Genomic DNA, 18486 nt, shown 5'->3' with positions numbered 1-18486 from the left:
TCCGTGTCAGGCTCCTCCATCTGCAGGAAGACAATAATATGGATTATCACCTGGATTTAAACTGGCCCGACTTTATTGCACGCTACTGGCAAAAACGCCCTGTGGTGCTGAAGCGTGGCTTTAAAAACTTCATCGACCCTATTTCACCGGATGAGCTTGCCGGTCTTGCCATGGAAAACGAGGTGGACAGCCGCCTCGTCAGCCATCAGGGCGGTAAATGGCAGGTCAGCCACGGCCCGTTCCAGAGCTACGATCACCTCGGCGAAAACAACTGGTCGCTGCTGGTGCAGGCCGTGAACAACTGGCATGAACCTTCCAGCGCCCTGATGCGCCCCTTCCGCGCCCTCCCCGACTGGCGCATTGACGACCTGATGATCTCCTTCTCTGTGCCAGGCGGCGGCGTTGGCCCGCACCTTGACCAGTACGACGTGTTTATTATTCAGGGCGTGGGCCGCCGCCGCTGGCGCGTGGGCGAAAAAGTCGCCATGAAACAGCATTGCCCGCACCCGGACCTGCTCCAGGTTGAGCCGTTCGACGCCATCATCGACGAAGAGATGGAGCCGGGCGACATTCTGTATATTCCACCAGGCTTCCCGCACGAAGGTTACTCGCTGGAAAACGCGCTGAACTACTCCGTGGGCTTCCGTGCGCCAAGCGGCCGCGAGCTTATCAGCGGCTTTGCTGACTATGTGCTGCAGCGTGAGCTGGGCGGCCTGCGTTACACCGACCCGGACGTGCCTGAGCGCCAGCATCCGGCGGATATTCTGCCGCAGGAAGTCGACAAGCTGCGCGGCATGATGCTGGACATCGTCAACCAGCCGGAGACCTTTAACAGCTGGTTGGGTGAGTTTATTACCCAGTCCCGCCACGAGCTGGACGTCGCGCCGCCGGAGCCACCTTATCAGCCGGATGAAATCTACGATGCGCTGCAACAGGGCGACAAGCTGGTGCGCCTGGGCGGCCTGCGCGTGCTGCGCGTAGCCGGTGAGGTGTACGTGAACGGCGAGAAGCTCGACAGCCCGCATCGCCCGGCGGTGGAAGCTCTGGCCAGTCATATCAAACTGGACGCCGGGAAGTTAGGTGACGCGCTGGAAGATCCTTCCTTCCTGGCCACGTTGGCCGCGCTGGTGAACAGCGGTTACTGGTTCTTCGAAGACTAAAGACCCGCCCCGCCTTCATCGTTTTTATTACGGCGAAGGCGGGATATTCCCGCTTACACTATGACTCTCTCACGCCGCATCCAGCCGCCAGCCCTGTAACAGTTGCACATGCACCGTTTGCTGCACCGCCAGCGGCGCAGAATGAAACGCGCTCAGCGCCTGCCCGTCCTGTAAACGTAGCTCCAGCAGATACCGCTCTCCCTGATAAATACAGCTTTCGACGCTGGCACTCAGCCCGCTATCCGCGACCTGAACATGCTCGGGACGAACCAGCACCGGCACGGTTTTATGGCTCGCCGGATGAGCAAAACCCTCATGCAATGCAGGCAGATCCAGCTGCCGTGCTCCGGGTGATACGCCAAGGGAAAGCACGCTGCCTTTGCCAATAAAACGCGCCACCCATCCATTTTGCGGCTGCTGATAAAGCTGCTGCGGCGTGCCCCACTGCATCAGCTCGCCCTGGTGCATCACGGCAATATGGCTGGCGAGCGCCATCGCTTCGGCCTGATCGTGCGTTACATAAACAAAAGTCGCCCCCGTGCGGCGGTGAAATTCGCGAAAAGTTTGCTCCATTGTGGCGCGGAGGTGGCGGTCAAGGTTCGCCAGCGGCTCATCGAGTAAAACCACCTGCGGCTCCGAAACCAGGCAACGAGCCAGCGCCACCCGCTGCCGCTGCCCGCCGCTAAGTTCCTGAGGCGAGCGCCCGAAATAGGCCCCAAGCTCCACGACTTCCAACGCCTCCATCACCCGCTTCTGGCGAGTGGCGCCGTTAATCTTACGCAGCTTCAACGGGTAGCCGACGTTTTCGCCCACGGTCATATGCGGCCACAGGGCGTAGGACTGAAACACCATGCCCATGTCACGCTGTTCCGGCGGAACGTGGGTGGCGCTGTCCGCCAGCAGCTTATCGCCCAGCAGCAGACGACCGCCGCTCAGCGCTTCAAGGCCAGCCACAATCCGCAGCGTGGTCGTTTTACCGCAGCCGCTCGGCCCCAGCAAGGCGGTAAACGCCCCGTCCGGGATCGTCAGATTGAGATCCCGCACCACGGCCTGTTCGCCAAAAACTTTGCTGAGCTTGTCCAGCCTTAGCTCTGCCATGGAATGACTCCTTTCGGTAAATAACGCCCCAGCGCGCCCAGCAGCAGCATCACCACGGCCACCAGCATCACCACCAGTACGGAAATCGCCGACGCCATGACTTTGTCGCCGCTTTCGTCGAGATTAAAAATGACCACGCCGAGGGTTTCTTTCCCGGCGCTCCAGAGCAGCGCGGAAACGGTCAGCTCGTTCACCGCCGTGAGAAACACCAGCAGCGCGCCGGCAAATGCCGCCGGGGCCAACAGCGGCAGGACGATGTGCAGTAACCGCCGGGAAGCGTCGGCTCCCGCCAGGCTCGCGGCCTCCTCCATCGCCGGGTCCAGCTGCAGCATGCTGGTGTGAACCGGCTTCAGGCAGACGGTAAGAAACCGGGCCAGATAGGCGAAGAAGATAATCGTCAGCGTGCCGCTGAGGCTGACGTTCAGCAGCGGCAGCGGGCGCGCAAACAGCAGAATACAGGCAATAGCCAGCACCACGCCGGGCAGCGTGTAGGGAATGTCGATCAGGCTGTGCAGCCAGCGCAGCGACCGGCTGGGGCGGCGTACCAGTAGCCAGGCCAGCGGCAGGCTCAGCGCCAACAGCAGCGCGGCGGCACCGACTGACAGCAGCATACTGTTGGTCAGCGCCCGCCAGGTGGCGCTTTGCTCGTCAAAAATGGCGCGCCAGGCGGTAAACGTCAGCGTGTCGCCGTTGAGCGGCACGCCCAGCGTGGGCACCAGGGAAGTAGTAATCAGCGCCAGCAGCGGGGCCACCAGCATCCCGCCCAGCACGATCGCCAACAGGATCTCCACCGCCAGCCGCCCTTTGCCTGCAGCAAAACTTGCCGCTCGCCCCGCCATGCCGATCAGCGGCAAAGCGTAACGCCGCTGCATAATCCCCTGCAGCGTCACAATCGCGACGGCCAGCACGCCCATCAGCACCGAGAGCGAGGCCACCTCGTTCAGCATCGACGGGCCAAAGCTGGAGAGCGTCTGGTAGATGTAAACGGGCAGCACGAAATAGGAGATGGGGATGCCGAGCATCGCCGGGATACCGAAGTTACCGAGGGCGGAAACAAAAGCCAGCGCCGCCCCGGCCCACAGCGCGGGTCGGCACAGCGGCAGAATGATGTCGATGAAAACCCGCCAAAGAGAAGCGCCGTTCAGCCGCGCCGCCTCAATCTGTTCCTGGGGCAAACTTTGCAGCTGCGTGCGCAGGGTCAGAAACACCAGCGGCGCATGCTGGATACCGAGCAGGAACGCTATCCCCCCGGCGGAATAAAGCGGGTTGGTACTGCCAAAACCCGGTGCCAGGCCGAGGCTGTTGAGCAGCACGCTGCCGGGCCCGAACAGCTGCAGCCAGCTCAGGGCCGTGACCTGCGGCGGGATCATCATCGGCAGCATAAAGAGAAACGCCCATGCCTGGCGGCCACGGATGTTCATCAGCCCGAGGCAAAAGGCAAACAGGCTGCCCAGCAGGAGGGACAGCAGCGCCCCCAGGCCGCTGGTGTACAGGCTATTCCACAGCGCGACCCAGGTGGTCGGGTTGCTGAGCACGCGCCCCAGGCTGCTGTGGCTGCCCAGCCGCCAGTCCAGCAGCGCGGAGGCCAGTAATTGCAGGCTGGGGAGCAGGCTCAATAACGCAATGACGACGATAAGCAGACGCAGCAGCCCTTTCATCAGGCTGCCGTCGTCGGGGCGGGACAATGCCAGGCCAGGCATCAATCAGCGGCTACCGAACAGGTCGGCAAATCGCTTTTTGTTCGCTTCGGTGTCCGCCAGCGCCTGGGCGGCATCAAACGGCATGATTTTGATGCTGTCACGCGGCGGGAAGCCCTGCGGTACCGGCAGGCTGGCATCGGCAGGCAGATAGCCCTGTTTCAGCACCAGCTCCTGCCCCGCCTTAGAGAGCACGAAGTCGATAAACGCTTTCGCCGCTTCGGGATTTTTAGCGCCCTTCATCATCGCCACCGGCTCGGTGACAATACTCACGCCCTCGGTCGGGAATACAAACTCAATCGGCGCGCCCTTGGCCTTCTCGCGGATCGCCATGTAATCGACCAGTACGCCATAAGCTTTGCTGCCGGAGGCAATGGCGTTCATCACCGCGCCGTTACCACTCTGCGGCATCGCCCCGTTGGCCTTCAGTTTTTCGTAGTATTGCCAGCCCAGCGTCGGGGCGCCCATAACTGCGGCCTGATGGATCTGCGCCGCGCCGGAATACAGCGGGCTGGGCAGCGTGGTCATGTTCTTCAGCTCGGGTTTGAGCAAATCGAGCCACGAGCCAGGTTTGACCGGGGCTTTGCTGTGATACGCTATGCCGGTGGTGATCAGCTTGGTGCCGTAATAATAGCCGTCTTTGTCATACAGTTGGGCATCGAAGCGCGTGGCTTCGGGTGACTTGTAAGCCGCCAGCAGGTTTTGCTGCTTGAGGGATTCCATCGTCACGCTGTCCGCAATCAGCAGCACGTCCGGCACTGCCCCCCCGGCCGCCATCTCCGCCTGTAAACGGGCGGTCAGCTTGCTGGTGCCGTCGCGGATCCATTTCACTTCAATGTCCGGGTTCGCTTTTTCGAAGGCGCTGACGGTGGTCTGCGCATCTTCATTGGGCTGGCTGGTGTACAGCGTTAAGGTGGATTTAGCCAGCGCAGAAGCGCTCATGACCGCCAGCATCACCATCAGCAACACATGTTTTTTCGTCATTTTTTGTCCCTTTTTTCCGTTGCGACGATTAAAGCAGCCGAATCTGACAAGAGTGTGACCAGAACCAAACAAAGCAGGTCTTTTGGACCAACGGGATAAGTAACCCCTCTGGACCGCCGATGATAAAAAATGGCAATCTGATCGCCCGCTGACCATACTTTAAAAACATTAATAGGGACATTGAGAATTTTCCCATGAGCAAATCGCTGCCTGTTTTCCTCGCCACCTTCTTGCTATTTATCGGCCTGTTTCTGGCACCCCAAAGTACCCTTGCCGCACAAACCGAAGGCCAGGAGCCCAGCCTCAAAGAGATTGCCGGGCAGTTAAAGCAATACAAAACGCAAATAGACAACATTAAGCAGCAGGTTTCCCAGACCAATACCGACAGCCGGCTGATCAAGCTGTTCGACACCACGCAAAAGCTGGGCGTGGAGGTGGATAACCTGGCCGCCCTGCTGCAGCCGATGCATGAGAAAGTCCAGGCTCAGCTGCAGGTTCTGGGGCCAGCGCCGGAGTCTGGGGCGGGAAATGAAACCGCCAGCGTTTCCCAGCAGCGCAATGCGTTAAACAGGGACAAAAAGCAGATTGATGAGGCGATCGGCACCTCGCAAAGCCTGCAAACCAATATCCGCGCGCTGGGCATTCAGATTAACGATCTCCGCCGCACCTATTTTAAGTCGCAGCTGACGTCCAACAGCGGCAGCATGCTAAGCGGCACCTTCTGGCTGCAGGAAGCCGACACCCAGGCCGTGGATATCCAGCGCTTCAACGACTTCTGCCAGCAGCTGCTGAAAACCTGGCAGGCGGCCTGGGAGCCAGAGTGGTTCTGGGGCACCTTCTGGCTGCTCGTGGCCGCCGCCGGGATTGCGTTCTCAGGCTGCTATCTGATTGACCGGCTGCTGGTGTGGATCAATATCACCTATTTGCCGGATGGTCGCCTGCGCCGCAGCTTCAACACGCTGGCCAGCACGTTAGTAACCATGTTTACCATTATGCTGGCGCTTTCCATTGTGAAAAGTGCTTTTTCGCGGGTGGAGGAGTTCTCTCCCCAGATGAGCGATTTTGTCGACGGCTTCTTCCAACTGGCCGTGTTCTGCTCGCTAATTTATGGCGCAGGCCGGGCGTTCCTTTCCCTGAAACGCCCTTCATGGCGGCTGGTGCAAATCGACGACAGCGTGGCCGAAAGCGTGCGTTACTTCCCGCCGCTGCTGGCGATTCTGGGCCTGCTTATTGGCTGCCTCGATCTCTTTAATAATACGATTGGCGCCAGCCTCGGCACCACGATCCGAGCCAACGGGCTGATTTCCGCAGTCATGGCCAGCGTCCTGCTGGTGATGATGGTGCGCGTGCAGCACGCCCACCGCCGACTGGAAAAAGAAGGCGAACCTGCCGAGAAACGTTCCCGGCTCGATGCGCTGGTCTGCATGCTGATCATGCTCGCCTCGCTGGTGATTCTGGCGTCGCTGCTGATCGGCTACATCGCCTTCGCCCGCTACCTCACTTACCAGATGATCTGGTTCAGCATGGTGCTGATGGCGTTTTATTATCTGGTGACCTTCGCCACCGACTTTTTCGCCGCCGTTTTTTCACCGCACACCGCCACCGGCCAGGCGATGAAAAAGTCGCTGCGGTTTAAAGACCGGCACCTTGAGCAGCTGGCCGTGGTGTTTACCGCCTTCACCAAATGCACCCTGCTATTAATAACCATCATCGCGCTGTTTAACGGGACCTTTGGCACCACTACCCCGAGCCTGCTTATCAGCAAGCTGGTGACAATTTTAAGCGGCGACGGGCTGAAGCAGCTGCACATCGTGCCCGGCAATTTACTGAACGCCGTGCTTTGCCTGGTGATTGGCCTGTACATTCTGCGCGTAACCCAGCGCTGGCTCAGCCAGGAACTGCTGCCCAAAACCATTACCGATATCGGCATTCGCGCCTCGCTAATTACGTTGTTTACCAACGTCGGCTACGTGCTGCTGATCCTCATCACCCTGGCCGCGCTGGGCATTCAGTGGAACAACCTGGCCTGGATTGTCAGCGCCCTGTCGGTGGGGATCGGCTTTGGCCTGCAGGAGATTGTGAAGAACTTTATCTCCGGCCTGATCCTGCTGACGGAACGCCCGGTCAAGGTCGGCGATATGATCGGCATCGGCGGCATTGAGGGCGACGTGCGGCGGATCAACGTGCGTGCCACGGAGATCCAGCTCAGCGACCGCTCGACGATGATCGTCCCCAACTCACAGCTGATTTCCCAGAACGTGCGCAACGCCACAATGGGCAATGCCCAGGGAGTGGTCACCATCGCCCTGACCTTCCCGACCAATATTGACCCGGAGCTGGTGCGCGATTTACTGCTCAGCGCCTATCAGGACTATGAGGCGATCCTCCCGACGCCTGCGCCGTATGTGCGCTTCAGCCAGCTAGGGCCGGAAGGCATTATCCTGAGCGTGACCGGCTACGTCGCCAGCCCGCGCATGGTCGGCTCCAGCAAAAGTGAACTGCTGTTTAATATCCTCAAGCTGCTGCGCAAAAATGAGGTAAATCTTTCCAGCCCGCAGGAAGTTGTTTTTATGAGGCAGCGGGCGAAAGCCTTAGACGATGACGATGAGTTTTCTTCTTAAGGCTGGCCTGGCTGACGAGCCGCTTGCCTGATTCTCAGGTTCCCTGCCCGCCTTCGCCGTGCCTTATCACGGCTAAGGTGGGAGTACCTCTGATCTTCCACCTTTAACCGTTCAATGAGATGCGGCGGCGGCGGATGCTCTAAAACCACTCTCAGCACGCTAAACCCTGCCAGCAAACGCCCCGCCAGCGCGAGATATTCAGCGTGGTTATCTATTTCGATTAATTCATCCACCCGGCAGCGGCAAATATGCAGCACATGAAATAAATCATCCTTTGCGCCCAGCGGCATTTTTAATAAGGCTGCGATGTCCTCAGCAATAATCGTTTGATCCTTCGTCATTTCCGTGTGCGTGAATGTGTTACTATCGGCATTAGCCATGGCGTGACTCCCTATAAGTTACGTTGTGGTTAGTCCTCGTCTGGTATTGGTGTACCTTTCAGGGGCGAATTTTTTCTTCGGTTACCTTTGATTGCTTCTTGGTTATTATCCTCTGTTTTTTGTACTGGATAAGTCAACAGTGGTTTGCCGGATAATTATTGGAAACTAAAAAAATTCGAGGGGGATCTCGGAAATGTGATAACTGGAAACTTGGGTTGCATTTGGGTATGTATTATTAAGAAAAATAAATTTGATTAATTGATAGCAAATTAAAATACATAGTCATGCTGAGTATCTCAAAAAATAATTTTTATTTAAAATAAAAGCACGTTACACAAATAAGCTTTTGAATGTATTAAATATGGAATTTTAAAGCATCAAATTACTATATATTGTTCGACAACCACTGGGTCTATTAATTTAAAGAAGAAAACACCCAGCATATAACAGACGCTGAGTTTATAATGGAAACCAACAATAGGAGAGAGTTATTTGCATCTAATGTAAAAATGGCGCTCAATACAACAACTCTATTTTTCATATCTATACATGATGCATCTCAATTAAATTTCAACGTTCATTGACAGGATACTTCCATTATTCTAATCGGTGCCAATTGGCACCGAGTCAACCATATAAAATCAAACACTATAGTGTCATCTCTTAAATTCATACAATACAGAACTTTATAATTCTTTCATAGGCATTGATTTTTTAAGCAAAAGATAAAAACAACTATGATAGTATAGAAGGTGAAACAATCACTCCAACACACTTATCTTTATCAATAACGTTTCCATGTCTATCTTGAATTTCAAAATCCATATGATGGATGCCATGATAAGCCGTTGATTCTGCGACAGATGCGGTATAATAACCATTGCCTACTTCACTCATTGGATATGATTTTTTACTTATACCTCTTTCTTTCCCACAATCTTTACCTGTATTATTTTTCTCTGCAATTAAAAATAATTCTTGTCCAGGAAAATAGTTCACTGATGTCTCGAATGTTATTTTTTCATGCTTCTCTATTGTCGTTGAGCAACCAATATAATAAGTTCCAGTTTCGTTTATTTTAAGCCTGTACTTACTCCCTCTAAGATTTTGAGGTAAAATATTAAAATATTTTTTGTGATCGAATTTATATTGCTTGTAATTTATTTGGGAGTCACCCACTTTATAATTTGGCCTCACATAAGTTTGTTGTCGCCCTGACTTTTCAATAACAGAAATATATTCATGCCCAAGCCCCAGTAATGTTTTTAAATTAAAACCTATCATAACTGTATTAGTTTTAGCTGCATGCTGTAATTTTGCTGCGACATCAACATTATATGATGTCGCAGTCACTTCATATGCCCCAAAAGCGCCATAGTTCCCCCAAATTACATCTTCTTTAGCACCATAATCCACTCCAATTCTGATACCAATTGGTTCGTCAGCGCCTTGTTCTTCAATTATTGGCGTTATTATTTTCTCCATAAATTCTATTAAATATGTTGCACAATTTATTGAGTCCACGGCATTTTTCATGATAAGGTTTTCATTTTCTTCATGGCTCTTTGTTCTGAAGAATGCCATTACTGCATCACCCATTATTCTATGCACATGTCCATCAAATGCCTGTATGATTTCGATGGCATATTTTATTATTGTATTTTTAATATTGAAAACTGTTTCTATAGGATATTTCTTTCCTAATTTGGTCGACCCCGCAATATCCATAAAAAGAGTAATGGAATAACCATTTTCAAGATCTGAACTGTTAGATAAGTGATGAAAATCAGGATGGCATCCAATAATCATACTTGGATCCCCCACTTTTCCAAATATTTCCCTTATATTTTTTCTAGCAACTCCTTCCCCTGATATATCGATTAGTTGCATCCCGTCTAAATTGCTTTCCATCGATGCAGTGCCTTTAATCGATTCGTGTATAGCTTTGGTTATAGAATCTTTAGCTGCGCCATCACTGGATCGCGCCCCATAAACAGAAGATTTTTTTTCTGAGTTTTTAACTCTATCAGTTAATTCAAATTGTGCAGTAGTAAAAATACGTTCAAATTCCATTTTCAACCTTTATTTAAATATTAAAATAAGTGATAACATAACAATAATTAGTAATACATTAGTCAAACAGACAACAGCTCTTTTGTGGTAAAAATATTTCTTATTCAAAGAATTAGATAGATTATACTGAAGATCACACATGCTAATGACCAACTCATTTTTTCTCGCGCTAGCAACCTCTGATTTATATTCATCTTCGGTAAGGTTTGAATATATATCAATAAATGAGTAAATGTTTTTTGTTCTACTCTTATCCGTGTTCGGTATTATCGTCTTTGATATGAAGTACAAAGCAGCAAAAAGCAATGAAAAAACAGAGAATATTAAAATTGTAAATACAAATCTTACATGAGGGATATGACTTGAATTCAGTATTGTATAACAATTCTCTAAATTAGCTATAATTAATGCCAACAATGCTGTTGTAAAAGAAAGTATAACAGTTGATTTAGTATTTGCATAATTATGAAAACCATCAGTCCTAGTTACCACTTTTATCATGAAATCCAATCGGTCTAAATCATCATTGTTACTTGTCACACATCCCTCTCTGACTTTAGTTATAAAAAGAAAAAACAATAAAATCGATTACCACCCACTGCAATATTAAATTACGAGAAAAATTAAATAACTTATAAAGCCCTTTGACAGAATATAAGAGCTGGAATAAAGATAAAATATTACTGATGCTTTTTATCACATTTCAATAAATGAAAAGTCTATAAAATCACTGCCAGTTAACAAAAAAACAAACCAAATTATATTATAGAAAAGGGGCCAAAGCCCCTCCCATAATTAGTAGTTTATCAGCCGACTCAACCCGCCTTCGCCGTCAGCTCCGCAATCCGAACAATCACCGCCACCGCCTTCTCCATCCCTTCCAGGGTCACGAACTCGTGCTTGCCGTGGTAGTTATAGCCGCCGGTGAACAGGTTCGGGCACGGCAGGCCTTTGAAGGAAAGCTGGGCGCCGTCGGTGCCGCCGCGGATAGGCTTCATGATGGGCTCGATGTCGCAGTCGCGCATCGCCTGCTGGGCAACCTCGACAATATAAGGATGCTCGGCCACCTTCTCGCGCATGTTGTAATAGCTGTCTTCTATTACCAGCTCGATATAGCAGTCCGGGTGCAGGCCTTTGCCGACCTTTTGGGCGATATCCATCATCCGGCGCTTGCGGGCTTCGAACTGCTCGCGGTCGAAGTCGCGAATGATGTAGTGCATCTCGGCGCGGTCGACGGAGCCTTTCATGGTGTTCAGGTGGTAGAAGCCCTCGTAGCCTTCAGTGTATTCCGGGCTTTCGTCCGCCGGGACTTCGGCGTGGATGCGCGCCGCCAGCGACAGGGCGTTAACCATCACGCCTTTGGCCGTGCCGGGGTGCACGTTGTTGCCGACGATTTTGATGGTCACTGAAGCAGCGTTGAAGTTCTCGCTTTCCAGCTCGCCCACGCCGCCACCGTCCACGGTGTAGGCCCACTCGGCGTTAAAGGCTTCGACGTCGAAGAAGTGCGCGCCCTTCCCGACTTCCTCGTCCGGGGTAAAGGCCACGCGGATATCGCCGTGCGGCACGTTTTTGCCTTTTAATACCGCCAGCGCGGTCATGATTTCCGCCACGCCCGCCTTGTCGTCCGCGCCCAGCAGGGTTTTGCCGTCGGTGGTGATCAGCGTCTGGCCCATTAACTGGTGCAATACGGGGAACATCACCGGGGAAAGGATCTCATCGCCGATGCCGAGCGCGATGTCGCCGCCGCGGTAGTTCTCGACGATCTGCGGGTTCACGTTTTTGCCGGTGAAGTCCGGCGCGGTATCAACGTGGGAGATAAAGCCAATGGCCGGGACAGCGTGCCCGACGTTCGACTGCAGCGTGCCCATCACCGTGCCGTGGTCGCTGAGCGTGACGTCCACCAGCCCCAACTGCTCCAGTTGCTCTTTTAACAGGCGCAGGAGCTTCCATTGCCCTTCGGTGCTCGGCACCTGCTTAACGCCGGGCCTGGATTGCGTGTCCAGAGAGACATACTGCAAAAAGCGCTCAAGTAATTTATCCATTTAGCCACCCTCGTTTTTAGTGACATCAATTATCAATAAGCCGCAGAAGGCAAATATTGCGTCAGGTCACTTTTAGTCGGTAACGGAAAAAAATAGTTTTCCCGGAACGTGACAAAGCCTTCGTTAAACTTACCCTTAACCGTAGACGATAACGGCCAGGCTTTGTGGCCATCGGGTTTGGCGATCCCCTCGCTTTGCCGTAGAATGCCTGCCCTTACTCAACGTGCCAAAACCCAAGGTGGTTAATCACAAACCCCGTATCCTCCGCTCCGGATACGTCATTTATGGGACAGCGTAAAAAATTGAATAAACAGCCACGTTCGCACGCCATGCTGGTCAACCTGGCAGGCGTCGCCAAGAGCTTTGATGGTAAATCCGTAATTTCTGACTTCTCTCTCACCATTAATCATGGTGAATTCCTGACGCTGCTTGGCCCCTCGGGCTGCGGCAAAACCACCGTACTGCGCCTTATTGCCGGACTCGAAAACGTCGATGCCGGGCACATCACGCTCGATAATCAGGACATCACCCACGTGCCCGCCGAGCACCGCCACGTGAATACCGTGTTCCAGAGCTACGCCCTGTTTCCGCACATGACGGTGTTTGAAAACGTCGCCTTTGGCCTGCGGATGCAGAAAACGCCTGCGGCAGAAATAACGCCACGCGTGACCGAAGCGCTGAAAATGGTACAGCTGGAAGAGTTTGCCCAGCGTAAGCCGAGCCAGCTTTCCGGCGGCCAGCAGCAGCGTGTCGCCATCGCCCGTGCGGTGGTGAACAAGCCGCGCCTGCTGCTGCTCGACGAGTCGCTGTCGGCGCTGGACTACAAGCTGCGCAAGCAGATGCAGAACGAGCTGAAAGCCCTGCAGCGCAAGCTCGGCATTACGTTTGTGTTCGTCACGCACGATCAGGAAGAAGCCCTCACCATGTCCGACCGCATCGTGGTGATGCGCGACGGCAGGATTGAGCAGGACGGCACGCCGCGAGAGATTTACGAAGAGCCAAAGAACCTGTTTGTGGCGAGCTTTATCGGCGAGATCAACATTTTCGACGCGACGGTTATCGAGCGCAGCGACGAGCAGCGCGTGCTGGCCAACGTCGAAGGCCGCGAATGCCATATCTTCGTCAGCAAGCCGGTTACCGCCGGGCAAAGACTGAAGGTGCTGCTGCGCCCGGAAGATTTGCGCGTGGAAGAGGTCAACGACGCCAGAGAAGTGGACGGGCTGATTGGCTACATTCGCGAGCGCAACTATAAAGGCATGACGCTGGAGTCCACCGTCGAACTGGAAAACGGCAAGATGGTGATGGTCAGCGAGTTCTTTAACGAAGATGACCCGGACTTCGACCATACGCTTGATCAAAAAATGGCGGTGACCTGGGTAGAAAGCTGGGAGGTTGTGCTGGCAGATGAAGAGCTCGCGTAAATTCCAGAATGTGGTAATTGCCACCGTGGTGGGCTGGCTGCTGCTGTTTGTCTTCCTGCCCAACCTGATGATCATCGTCACCAGCTTCCTGACTCGCGATAACGACAACTTCGTGAGCATGGTCTTCACGCTGGATAACTACACCCGGCTGGCCGACCCGCTGTACGCCGAGGTGCTGCTGCACTCGCTGAACATGGCGGCGATAGCCACGCTGGCCTGCCTGGTGCTCGGCTACCCTTTTGCCTGGTTTCTGGCGCGGCTGCCGGAAAAGGTGCGCCCGCTGCTGCTCTTCCTGCTGATTGTGCCGTTCTGGACCAACTCGCTGATCCGCATTTACGGGCTGAAGATTTTCCTCAGCACCAAGGGCTACCTTAACGAGTTCCTGCTCTGGCTGGGGGTTATCGACACGCCAATTCGCATCATGTTCACCCCGAGCGCGGTGATCATTGGCCTGGTGTATATCCTGCTGCCGTTTATGGTGATGCCGCTTTACTCCAGCATTGAGAAGCTGGACAAGCCGCTGCTGGAGGCGGCTCGGGATCTCGGAGCCAGCAAGCTGCAAACCTTTGTGCGCATTATTCTGCCGCTGACCATGCCGGGGATTGTCGCCGGCTGCCTGCTGGTGATGCTGCCCGCAATGGGGCTGTTCTATGTGTCGGATCTGATGGGCGGCGCGAAGAACCTGCTGATTGGCAACGTGATTAAGAGCCAGTTCCTGAACATCCGCGACTGGCCGTTTGGCGCGGCGACGAGTATTACGCTGACGCTGGTGATGGGCCTGATGCTGCTGGTTTACTGGCGCGCGGCGCGCCTGCTGAATAAAAAGGTGGAACTGGAATGATCGGACGCCTGCTTCGCGGCGGCTTTATGTCCGCCATTTACGCTTTTTTGTATATTCCGATCATCATCCTGATCGTGAACTCGTTCAACAGCTCGCGCTTCGGCATCAACTGGCAGGGATTCACCACGAACTGGTACAGCCTGCTGATGAATAACGACAGCCTGCTGCAGGCCGCAAAGCATTCGCTGACGATGGCGGTGTTTTCCGCCAGCGCCGCCACGCTTATCGGCTCGCTTACCGCCGTGGCGCTGTACCGCTACCGCTTTCGCGGCAAGCCGTTCGTCAGCGGGATGCTGTTTGTGGTGATGATGTCCCCGGACATCGTGATGGCTATCTCGCTGCTGGTGCTGTTTATGCTGCTGGGGGTTTCGCTTGGCTTCTGGTCGCTGCTGTTTTCCCACATCACCTTCTGCCTGCCGTTTGTGGTGGTCACCGTCTATTCCCGCCTGAAAGGGTTCGACGTGAAGATGCTGGAAGCGGCGCGTGACCTGGGTGCCAGCGAGCTCACCATTCTGCGCAAGATTATTCTGCCGCTGGCGATGCCTGCCGTGGCGGCGGGCTGGCTGCTAAGCTTTACCCTGTCGATGGACGATGTGGTGGTATCTTCGTTCGTGACCGGGCCGAGCTACGAGATCCTGCCGCTAAAAATTTACTCGATGGTCAAGGTCGGCGTTTCGCCGGAAGTGAACGCCCTGGCCACCATTCTGCTGTTACTTTCGCTGGGGCTGGTGATCGCCAGCCAGCTGATTCTTCGTGATAAAACTCAACCTCAGGGGACGTTAAAATGAAAAAATGGCCACGCCACCTGCTTGCTGCGGGCGCTCTGGCGCTCAGCCTCGGCGCCGCTCATGCCGACGATAGCAAGACGCTTTATTTCTATAACTGGACCGAGTACGTGCCGCCGGGCCTGTTGGAACAGTTCACCAAAGAGACCGGCATCAAGGTGATTTATTCGACCTACGAGTCGAACGAAACCATGTACGCCAAGCTCAAGACCTACAAAGACGGCGCGTACGACCTCGTGGTGCCCTCCACCTACTTTGTGGCGAAGATGCGCAAAGAAGGCATGATCCAGAAGATCGACAAAAGCCAGCTCAGCAACTTTAAAAATCTCGACCCAGACATGCTGAACAAACCGTTCGATCCGAACAACGACTACTCCATCCCGTATATCTGGGGCGCCACGGCAATTGGCGTGAATAGCGAAGTCATCGATCCGAAGAGCATCACCAGCTGGGCCGACCTGTGGAAGCCGGAGTACAAGCAAAGCCTGCTGCTGACCGACGACGCGCGCGAAGTGTTCCAGGTGGCGCTGCGCAAGCTTGGCCTGTCCGGCAACACGACCGACCCGAAAGAGATCGAGGCCGCTTACCACGAGCTGCAAAAGCTGATGCCCAACGTGGCGGCGTTCAACTCCGACAACCCGGCCAACCCGTATATGGAAGGCGAAGTAAACCTGGGCATGGTGTGGAACGGTTCAGCGTACGTGGCCCGCCAGGCCGGCACGCCGCTGGAGATCGTCTGGCCGAAGGAAGGCGGGATTTTCTGGATGGATAACCTGTCGATTCCGGCCAACGCCAAAAACGTCGACGGCGCGCTGAAGCTGATCAACTTCCTGCTGCGCCCGGACGTGGCGAAACAGGTCGCGGAAACCATCGGCTACCCGACGCCAAACCTCGCAGCCCGCAAGCTGCTGCCGAAGAACGTGGCGGAAGATAAGTCGTTGTACCCCGATGCGGAAGTGATTAAAGCCGGAGAATGGCAGAACGATGTGGGTGACGCGAGCGCGCTGTATGAGTCTTATTATCAGCGGTTAAAGGCGGGGCGATAGGGTTTTGCCTTTTCAGGAGAGAAGTCGTCACTTAGTCAGAAACGCTCACGATTATGCACGGCTGCGAATATTCCGTTCACTTCCAGCCCTGCTTTATCTGTCATCACAGAGACGGTGAACGACTCGGGGAAGTCACCGTCACTTCCCCGAGACCCCGGACTCCCGGCCAAATAAATCGACCGCTAAAGCGGCAGACCTCCGTTTTATCTCCCAGTCCTGGGTCGCCTGAGATGCGTTCCCGACGCTCTCAGCCTCCGGCCGTTCCCGACGTCCGGACCCTGGCCAGTCGGAGAGAAAACGGAGGCGATTTAAGCCGGAACCGAGCCTCGCTTCAAGCTCATAGCCACGCTGAACATAAAAATTGCTGCAAGCCCCACAGCCACGCACTTGTTCCCGGCTCTCATCGCCCCCGGTTATGACCCAACTCAGGCGGGGTTGAGCTGCCGGGCGCCGGGGCTGTCCGGGGGATGGCGTAATCCCCCGGACACGTTCACCGTGCTGCGAACGTGCAGGGGAAAAAGTTCTATGGGTGAACGGAACAACCATCAGATCAAAGAGTTCTTCCGGGGAAATAATGAGAGTCAGCCCCCCACTACAACCCCTTCAAAAGCTTATCCACAAACTCCGGCACCACCTGGCTCGCCAGCCCGTAGTGCTTCTCTTCAAACTCGCTGCCGACCTGGCTTGGCTCCAGGTTCAGCTCCACGGTGTGCGCCCCCTGCAACCGCGCCTCGTGCACAAAGCCCGCTGCCGGGTATACGTGCCCGGAAGTGCCGATGGCAATGAAGTAATCCGCGGTGGCAATCGCCTGATAAATTTCGTCCATGCCCAGCGGCATTTCGCCGAACCAGACGATGTGCGGGCGCAGCGCGGCAGAGATCTGGCAGCAGTGGCAGCGGTCTTCCGGAGTAATATCGCCCGTCCAGTCCAGCACCTGGCCGCTGCTGGCGCAGCGAACCTTCAGCAGCTCGCCGTGCATGTGGATGACGTTTTTACTGCCCGCGCGTTCGTGGAGGTTGTCGATATTCTGGGTGATCAGCACGAAGTGGTCGCCGAGCGCCTCTTCCAGCTTCGCCAGCGCCAGGTGCGCGGCATTGGGCTGAATTTCCGGTTGCTGGAGCTGACGGCGGCGCTCGTTGTAAAAACGCTGCACCAGCGCCGGGTCGCGGGCAAAACCTTCCGGCGTCGCCACGTCTTCGACGCGGTGCTCTTCCCACAGCCCGTCGGCGGCTCTGAAGGTGCGAATGCCTGATTCGGCGGAGATCCCCGCCCCGGTCAGTACGACCACTCTTGGTCTGTCCATCATTTCCGGCCCCAACCTGTCTCTGAAAAAGATACGCTGACGCAAACGTTGGCGCAGCAGGCGTTTGTTCTTCCGAAACCGGCTGAGCCGGTGTTGACGACGAGAAAGCATGACTTACTCCGTGTAGTGGAGGAATGCCGCGCCACGCATACCGCCTGCGTCACCGTGGCGCGCCTGTTCAATACGCGGCACTGCGGCAACCGGCAGCAGGTACTTCGGCAGGCGCTCCGGCAGTTGGGCGTAGATATCGCTAAAGTTAGACAATCCTCCGCCAATCACCACCAGATGCGGGTCGATTGAGGTCAATAAATTGCCGAGGCAGGCGGCCAGCAGCTCCAGGAAGCGGTCCACGTGCTCGATGGCCTGCTCGTCTCCCTGCCGGTAACGGGCAATAATTTCTTTCGCGTCCAGCGGCTCCTGGTAGAAGTGCTGCCACAGCCAGGCAAAGCCGCGCCCGGAGAGGTAGTTTTCGATACAGCCGTTTTTACCGCAGCCGCAGCGGGTGAAGGGAATGTCGCGCCCGAGGATTTCCAGCGCGTCCACCGGCAGGCGGGTATGGCCGAATTCGCCGGTGATGTAGCTGCGTCCGGTGACCGATTTGCCGTTGACGATGATGCCGCCACCAACGCCGGTGCCGAGGATCAGGCCCATCACTACCGGGTAGTTAAGGAATTCGTCGTCCCAGGCTTCGGAAAGCGTAAAGCAGTTGGCGTCGTTGTCGATGCGCACGTCGCGCTCAAGCATGGCGCTGAGGTCTGCGCGAAGCGGTTTGCCGCTGGCGGCGGGAACGTTCGCGGCGTAAAGCGTGCCGTCGTCGGTTTCCGGCATGCCCGGAATGCCGATGCCTACCGAACCGCGGCAGTTAAACTTCTCGTCGGCCTGCGCCACCAGCCCGGCTACCGCGTTGAGGAAATTTTCGTAACTGTCATGAGGAGTAGCAACCCGGGCTTCCCAAAGTAAACGCCGCTGCTGGTCGTAAACGCCGAGTGCAATCTTAGTGCCGCCGATATCAAATCCGTAATACATCGCTGCTCC

General features: G+C 54.8%; 15 protein-coding genes. 6 read left to right on the top strand and 9 right to left on the bottom strand.

Annotated features, from left to right (window positions below; all coding sequences use genetic code 11):
• The first annotated feature begins 38 nt into the window (after positions 1 to 38).
• Positions 39 to 1160, top strand: coding sequence for a ribosomal protein uL16 3-hydroxylase (locus tag ACE38U_RS12740; RefSeq protein ID WP_038473541.1), 1122 nt, complete (start codon positions 39 to 41; stop codon positions 1158 to 1160).
• Between the two features lie 69 nt (positions 1161 to 1229).
• Here ACE38U_RS12740 and ACE38U_RS12735 read toward each other — a convergent pair whose 3' ends face one another.
• The 3 genes from ACE38U_RS12735 to ACE38U_RS12725 are packed head-to-tail and all read right to left on the bottom strand — an operon-like array spanning position 1230 to position 4939.
• Entirely contained in the window at positions 1230 to 2258 is a 1029-nt protein-coding gene (locus tag ACE38U_RS12735; protein ID WP_375529860.1) for an ABC transporter ATP-binding protein, read from the bottom strand.
• On the bottom strand, positions 2246 to 3958 hold the full coding sequence (locus tag ACE38U_RS12730) for an ABC transporter permease (RefSeq protein WP_375529859.1): 1713 nt from the start codon (positions 3956 to 3958) through the stop codon (positions 2246 to 2248). The genes ACE38U_RS12735 and ACE38U_RS12730 overlap by 13 nt, the downstream gene beginning before the upstream one ends.
• Before the next feature lie 3 nt (positions 3959 to 3961).
• Positions 3962 to 4939 (bottom strand): ABC transporter substrate-binding protein, encoded by a 978-nt coding sequence (locus ACE38U_RS12725; RefSeq protein ID WP_176981095.1) that lies wholly within the window; start codon positions 4937 to 4939, stop codon positions 3962 to 3964.
• A gap of 194 nt (positions 4940 to 5133) precedes the next feature.
• Between ACE38U_RS12725 and ACE38U_RS12720 the strand changes: the two genes are divergently transcribed.
• On the top strand, positions 5134 to 7560 hold the full coding sequence (locus ACE38U_RS12720) for a DUF3772 domain-containing protein (RefSeq protein ID WP_375529858.1): 2427 nt from the start codon (positions 5134 to 5136) through the stop codon (positions 7558 to 7560).
• On the opposite strand, the gene ACE38U_RS12715 is transcribed toward ACE38U_RS12720, so the two are convergent.
• The 4 genes from ACE38U_RS12715 to pepT all read right to left on the bottom strand — a co-directional run bounded on the left by ACE38U_RS12715 (position 7557) and on the right by pepT (position 12055).
• Entirely contained in the window at positions 7557 to 7940 is a 384-nt protein-coding gene (locus ACE38U_RS12715; protein ID WP_375529857.1) for a hypothetical protein, read from the bottom strand. The two genes, ACE38U_RS12720 and ACE38U_RS12715, sit on opposite strands and share 4 nt — an antisense overlap.
• A 735-nt stretch (positions 7941 to 8675) precedes the next feature.
• Complete coding sequence (locus ACE38U_RS12710; protein ID WP_375529856.1) at positions 8676 to 10013, bottom strand: adenylate/guanylate cyclase domain-containing protein; 1338 nt, start codon at positions 10011 to 10013, stop codon at positions 8676 to 8678.
• 9 nt (positions 10014 to 10022) lie between these two features.
• Positions 10023 to 10514, bottom strand: a complete 492-nt coding sequence (locus ACE38U_RS12705; RefSeq protein ID WP_375529865.1) for a Pycsar system effector family protein — start codon at positions 10512 to 10514, stop codon at positions 10023 to 10025.
• A 314-nt stretch (positions 10515 to 10828) separates the two neighbouring features.
• Positions 10829 to 12055, bottom strand: coding sequence for a peptidase T (pepT, locus tag ACE38U_RS12700; RefSeq protein ID WP_375529855.1), 1227 nt, complete (start codon positions 12053 to 12055; stop codon positions 10829 to 10831).
• Between the two features lie 284 nt (positions 12056 to 12339).
• On the opposite strand from pepT, the gene potA reads away from it, so the two are divergent.
• The 4 genes from potA to potD are packed head-to-tail and all read left to right on the top strand — an operon-like array spanning position 12340 to position 16148.
• Positions 12340 to 13476 carry a spermidine/putrescine ABC transporter ATP-binding protein PotA gene (gene potA / locus ACE38U_RS12695; RefSeq protein WP_375529854.1) on the top strand — a complete coding sequence of 379 codons (1137 nt, stop codon included), beginning with the start codon at positions 12340 to 12342 and terminating at the stop codon, positions 13474 to 13476.
• Entirely contained in the window at positions 13460 to 14317 is an 858-nt protein-coding gene (potB, locus tag ACE38U_RS12690; RefSeq protein WP_375529853.1) for a spermidine/putrescine ABC transporter permease PotB, read from the top strand. Before potA ends, potB begins: the two co-directional genes overlap by 17 nt.
• Positions 14314 to 15105: a spermidine/putrescine ABC transporter permease PotC gene (gene potC, locus ACE38U_RS12685; protein WP_038473560.1), complete on the top strand. Its 792-nt coding sequence runs from the start codon at positions 14314 to 14316 to the stop codon at positions 15103 to 15105. Before potB ends, potC begins: the two co-directional genes overlap by 4 nt.
• A complete protein-coding gene (gene potD / locus ACE38U_RS12680) occupies positions 15102 to 16148 on the top strand; it encodes a spermidine/putrescine ABC transporter substrate-binding protein PotD (protein WP_375529852.1) in 1047 nt (348 codons plus the stop codon). The genes potC and potD overlap by 4 nt, the downstream gene beginning before the upstream one ends.
• Before the next feature lie 592 nt (positions 16149 to 16740).
• Here the strand turns inward: potD and cobB are convergent.
• Positions 16741 to 17562: a Sir2 family NAD+-dependent deacetylase gene (cobB, locus tag ACE38U_RS12675; RefSeq protein WP_038473565.1), complete on the bottom strand. Its 822-nt coding sequence runs from the start codon at positions 17560 to 17562 to the stop codon at positions 16741 to 16743.
• A 3-nt stretch (positions 17563 to 17565) separates the two neighbouring features.
• The gene (gene nagK, locus ACE38U_RS12670; RefSeq protein ID WP_038473566.1) at positions 17566 to 18477 is read right to left on the bottom strand and encodes an N-acetylglucosamine kinase; all 912 of its coding nucleotides are present in this window, start codon (positions 18475 to 18477) and stop codon (positions 17566 to 17568) included.
• Between the last annotated feature and the right edge of the window lie 9 nt (positions 18478 to 18486).

The sequence above is a fragment of the Cedecea selenatireducens genome (genome assembly GCF_042138895.1).
Taxonomy (GTDB): domain Bacteria; phylum Pseudomonadota; class Gammaproteobacteria; order Enterobacterales; family Enterobacteriaceae; genus Cedecea; species Cedecea selenatireducens.
Note: the sequence above shows the minus strand (reverse complement) of the source record. Positions and strands in the feature narration are given on the sequence as shown.

Excerpts from the sequence above, each read along its gene's own strand:
- ACE38U_RS12710 (WP_375529856.1), bottom strand. The coding sequence starts at position 10,013 with ATGGAATTTGAACGTATTTTTACTACTGCACAATTTGAATTAACTGAT.
- pepT (WP_375529855.1), bottom strand. The coding sequence starts at position 12,055 with ATGGATAAATTACTTGAGCGCTTTTTGCAGTATGTCTCTCTGGACACG.
- ACE38U_RS12705 (WP_375529865.1), bottom strand. The coding sequence starts at position 10,514 with ATGATAAAAGTGGTAACTAGGACTGATGGTTTTCATAATTATGCAAAT.
- cobB (WP_038473565.1), bottom strand. The coding sequence starts at position 17,562 with ATGCTTTCTCGTCGTCAACACCGGCTCAGCCGGTTTCGGAAGAACAAA.
- potA (WP_375529854.1), top strand. The coding sequence starts at position 12,340 with ATGGGACAGCGTAAAAAATTGAATAAACAGCCACGTTCGCACGCCATG.
- potD (WP_375529852.1), top strand. The coding sequence starts at position 15,102 with ATGAAAAAATGGCCACGCCACCTGCTTGCTGCGGGCGCTCTGGCGCTC.
- potC (WP_038473560.1), top strand. The coding sequence starts at position 14,314 with ATGATCGGACGCCTGCTTCGCGGCGGCTTTATGTCCGCCATTTACGCT.
- ACE38U_RS12735 (WP_375529860.1), bottom strand. The coding sequence starts at position 2,258 with ATGGCAGAGCTAAGGCTGGACAAGCTCAGCAAAGTTTTTGGCGAACAG.
- ACE38U_RS12725 (WP_176981095.1), bottom strand. The coding sequence starts at position 4,939 with ATGACGAAAAAACATGTGTTGCTGATGGTGATGCTGGCGGTCATGAGC.
- ACE38U_RS12715 (WP_375529857.1), bottom strand. The coding sequence starts at position 7,940 with ATGGCTAATGCCGATAGTAACACATTCACGCACACGGAAATGACGAAG.
- ACE38U_RS12740 (WP_038473541.1), top strand. The coding sequence starts at position 39 with ATGGATTATCACCTGGATTTAAACTGGCCCGACTTTATTGCACGCTAC.
- ACE38U_RS12730 (WP_375529859.1), bottom strand. The coding sequence starts at position 3,958 with ATGCCTGGCCTGGCATTGTCCCGCCCCGACGACGGCAGCCTGATGAAA.
- nagK (WP_038473566.1), bottom strand. The coding sequence starts at position 18,477 with ATGTATTACGGATTTGATATCGGCGGCACTAAGATTGCACTCGGCGTT.
- ACE38U_RS12720 (WP_375529858.1), top strand. The coding sequence starts at position 5,134 with ATGAGCAAATCGCTGCCTGTTTTCCTCGCCACCTTCTTGCTATTTATC.
- potB (WP_375529853.1), top strand. The coding sequence starts at position 13,460 with ATGAAGAGCTCGCGTAAATTCCAGAATGTGGTAATTGCCACCGTGGTG.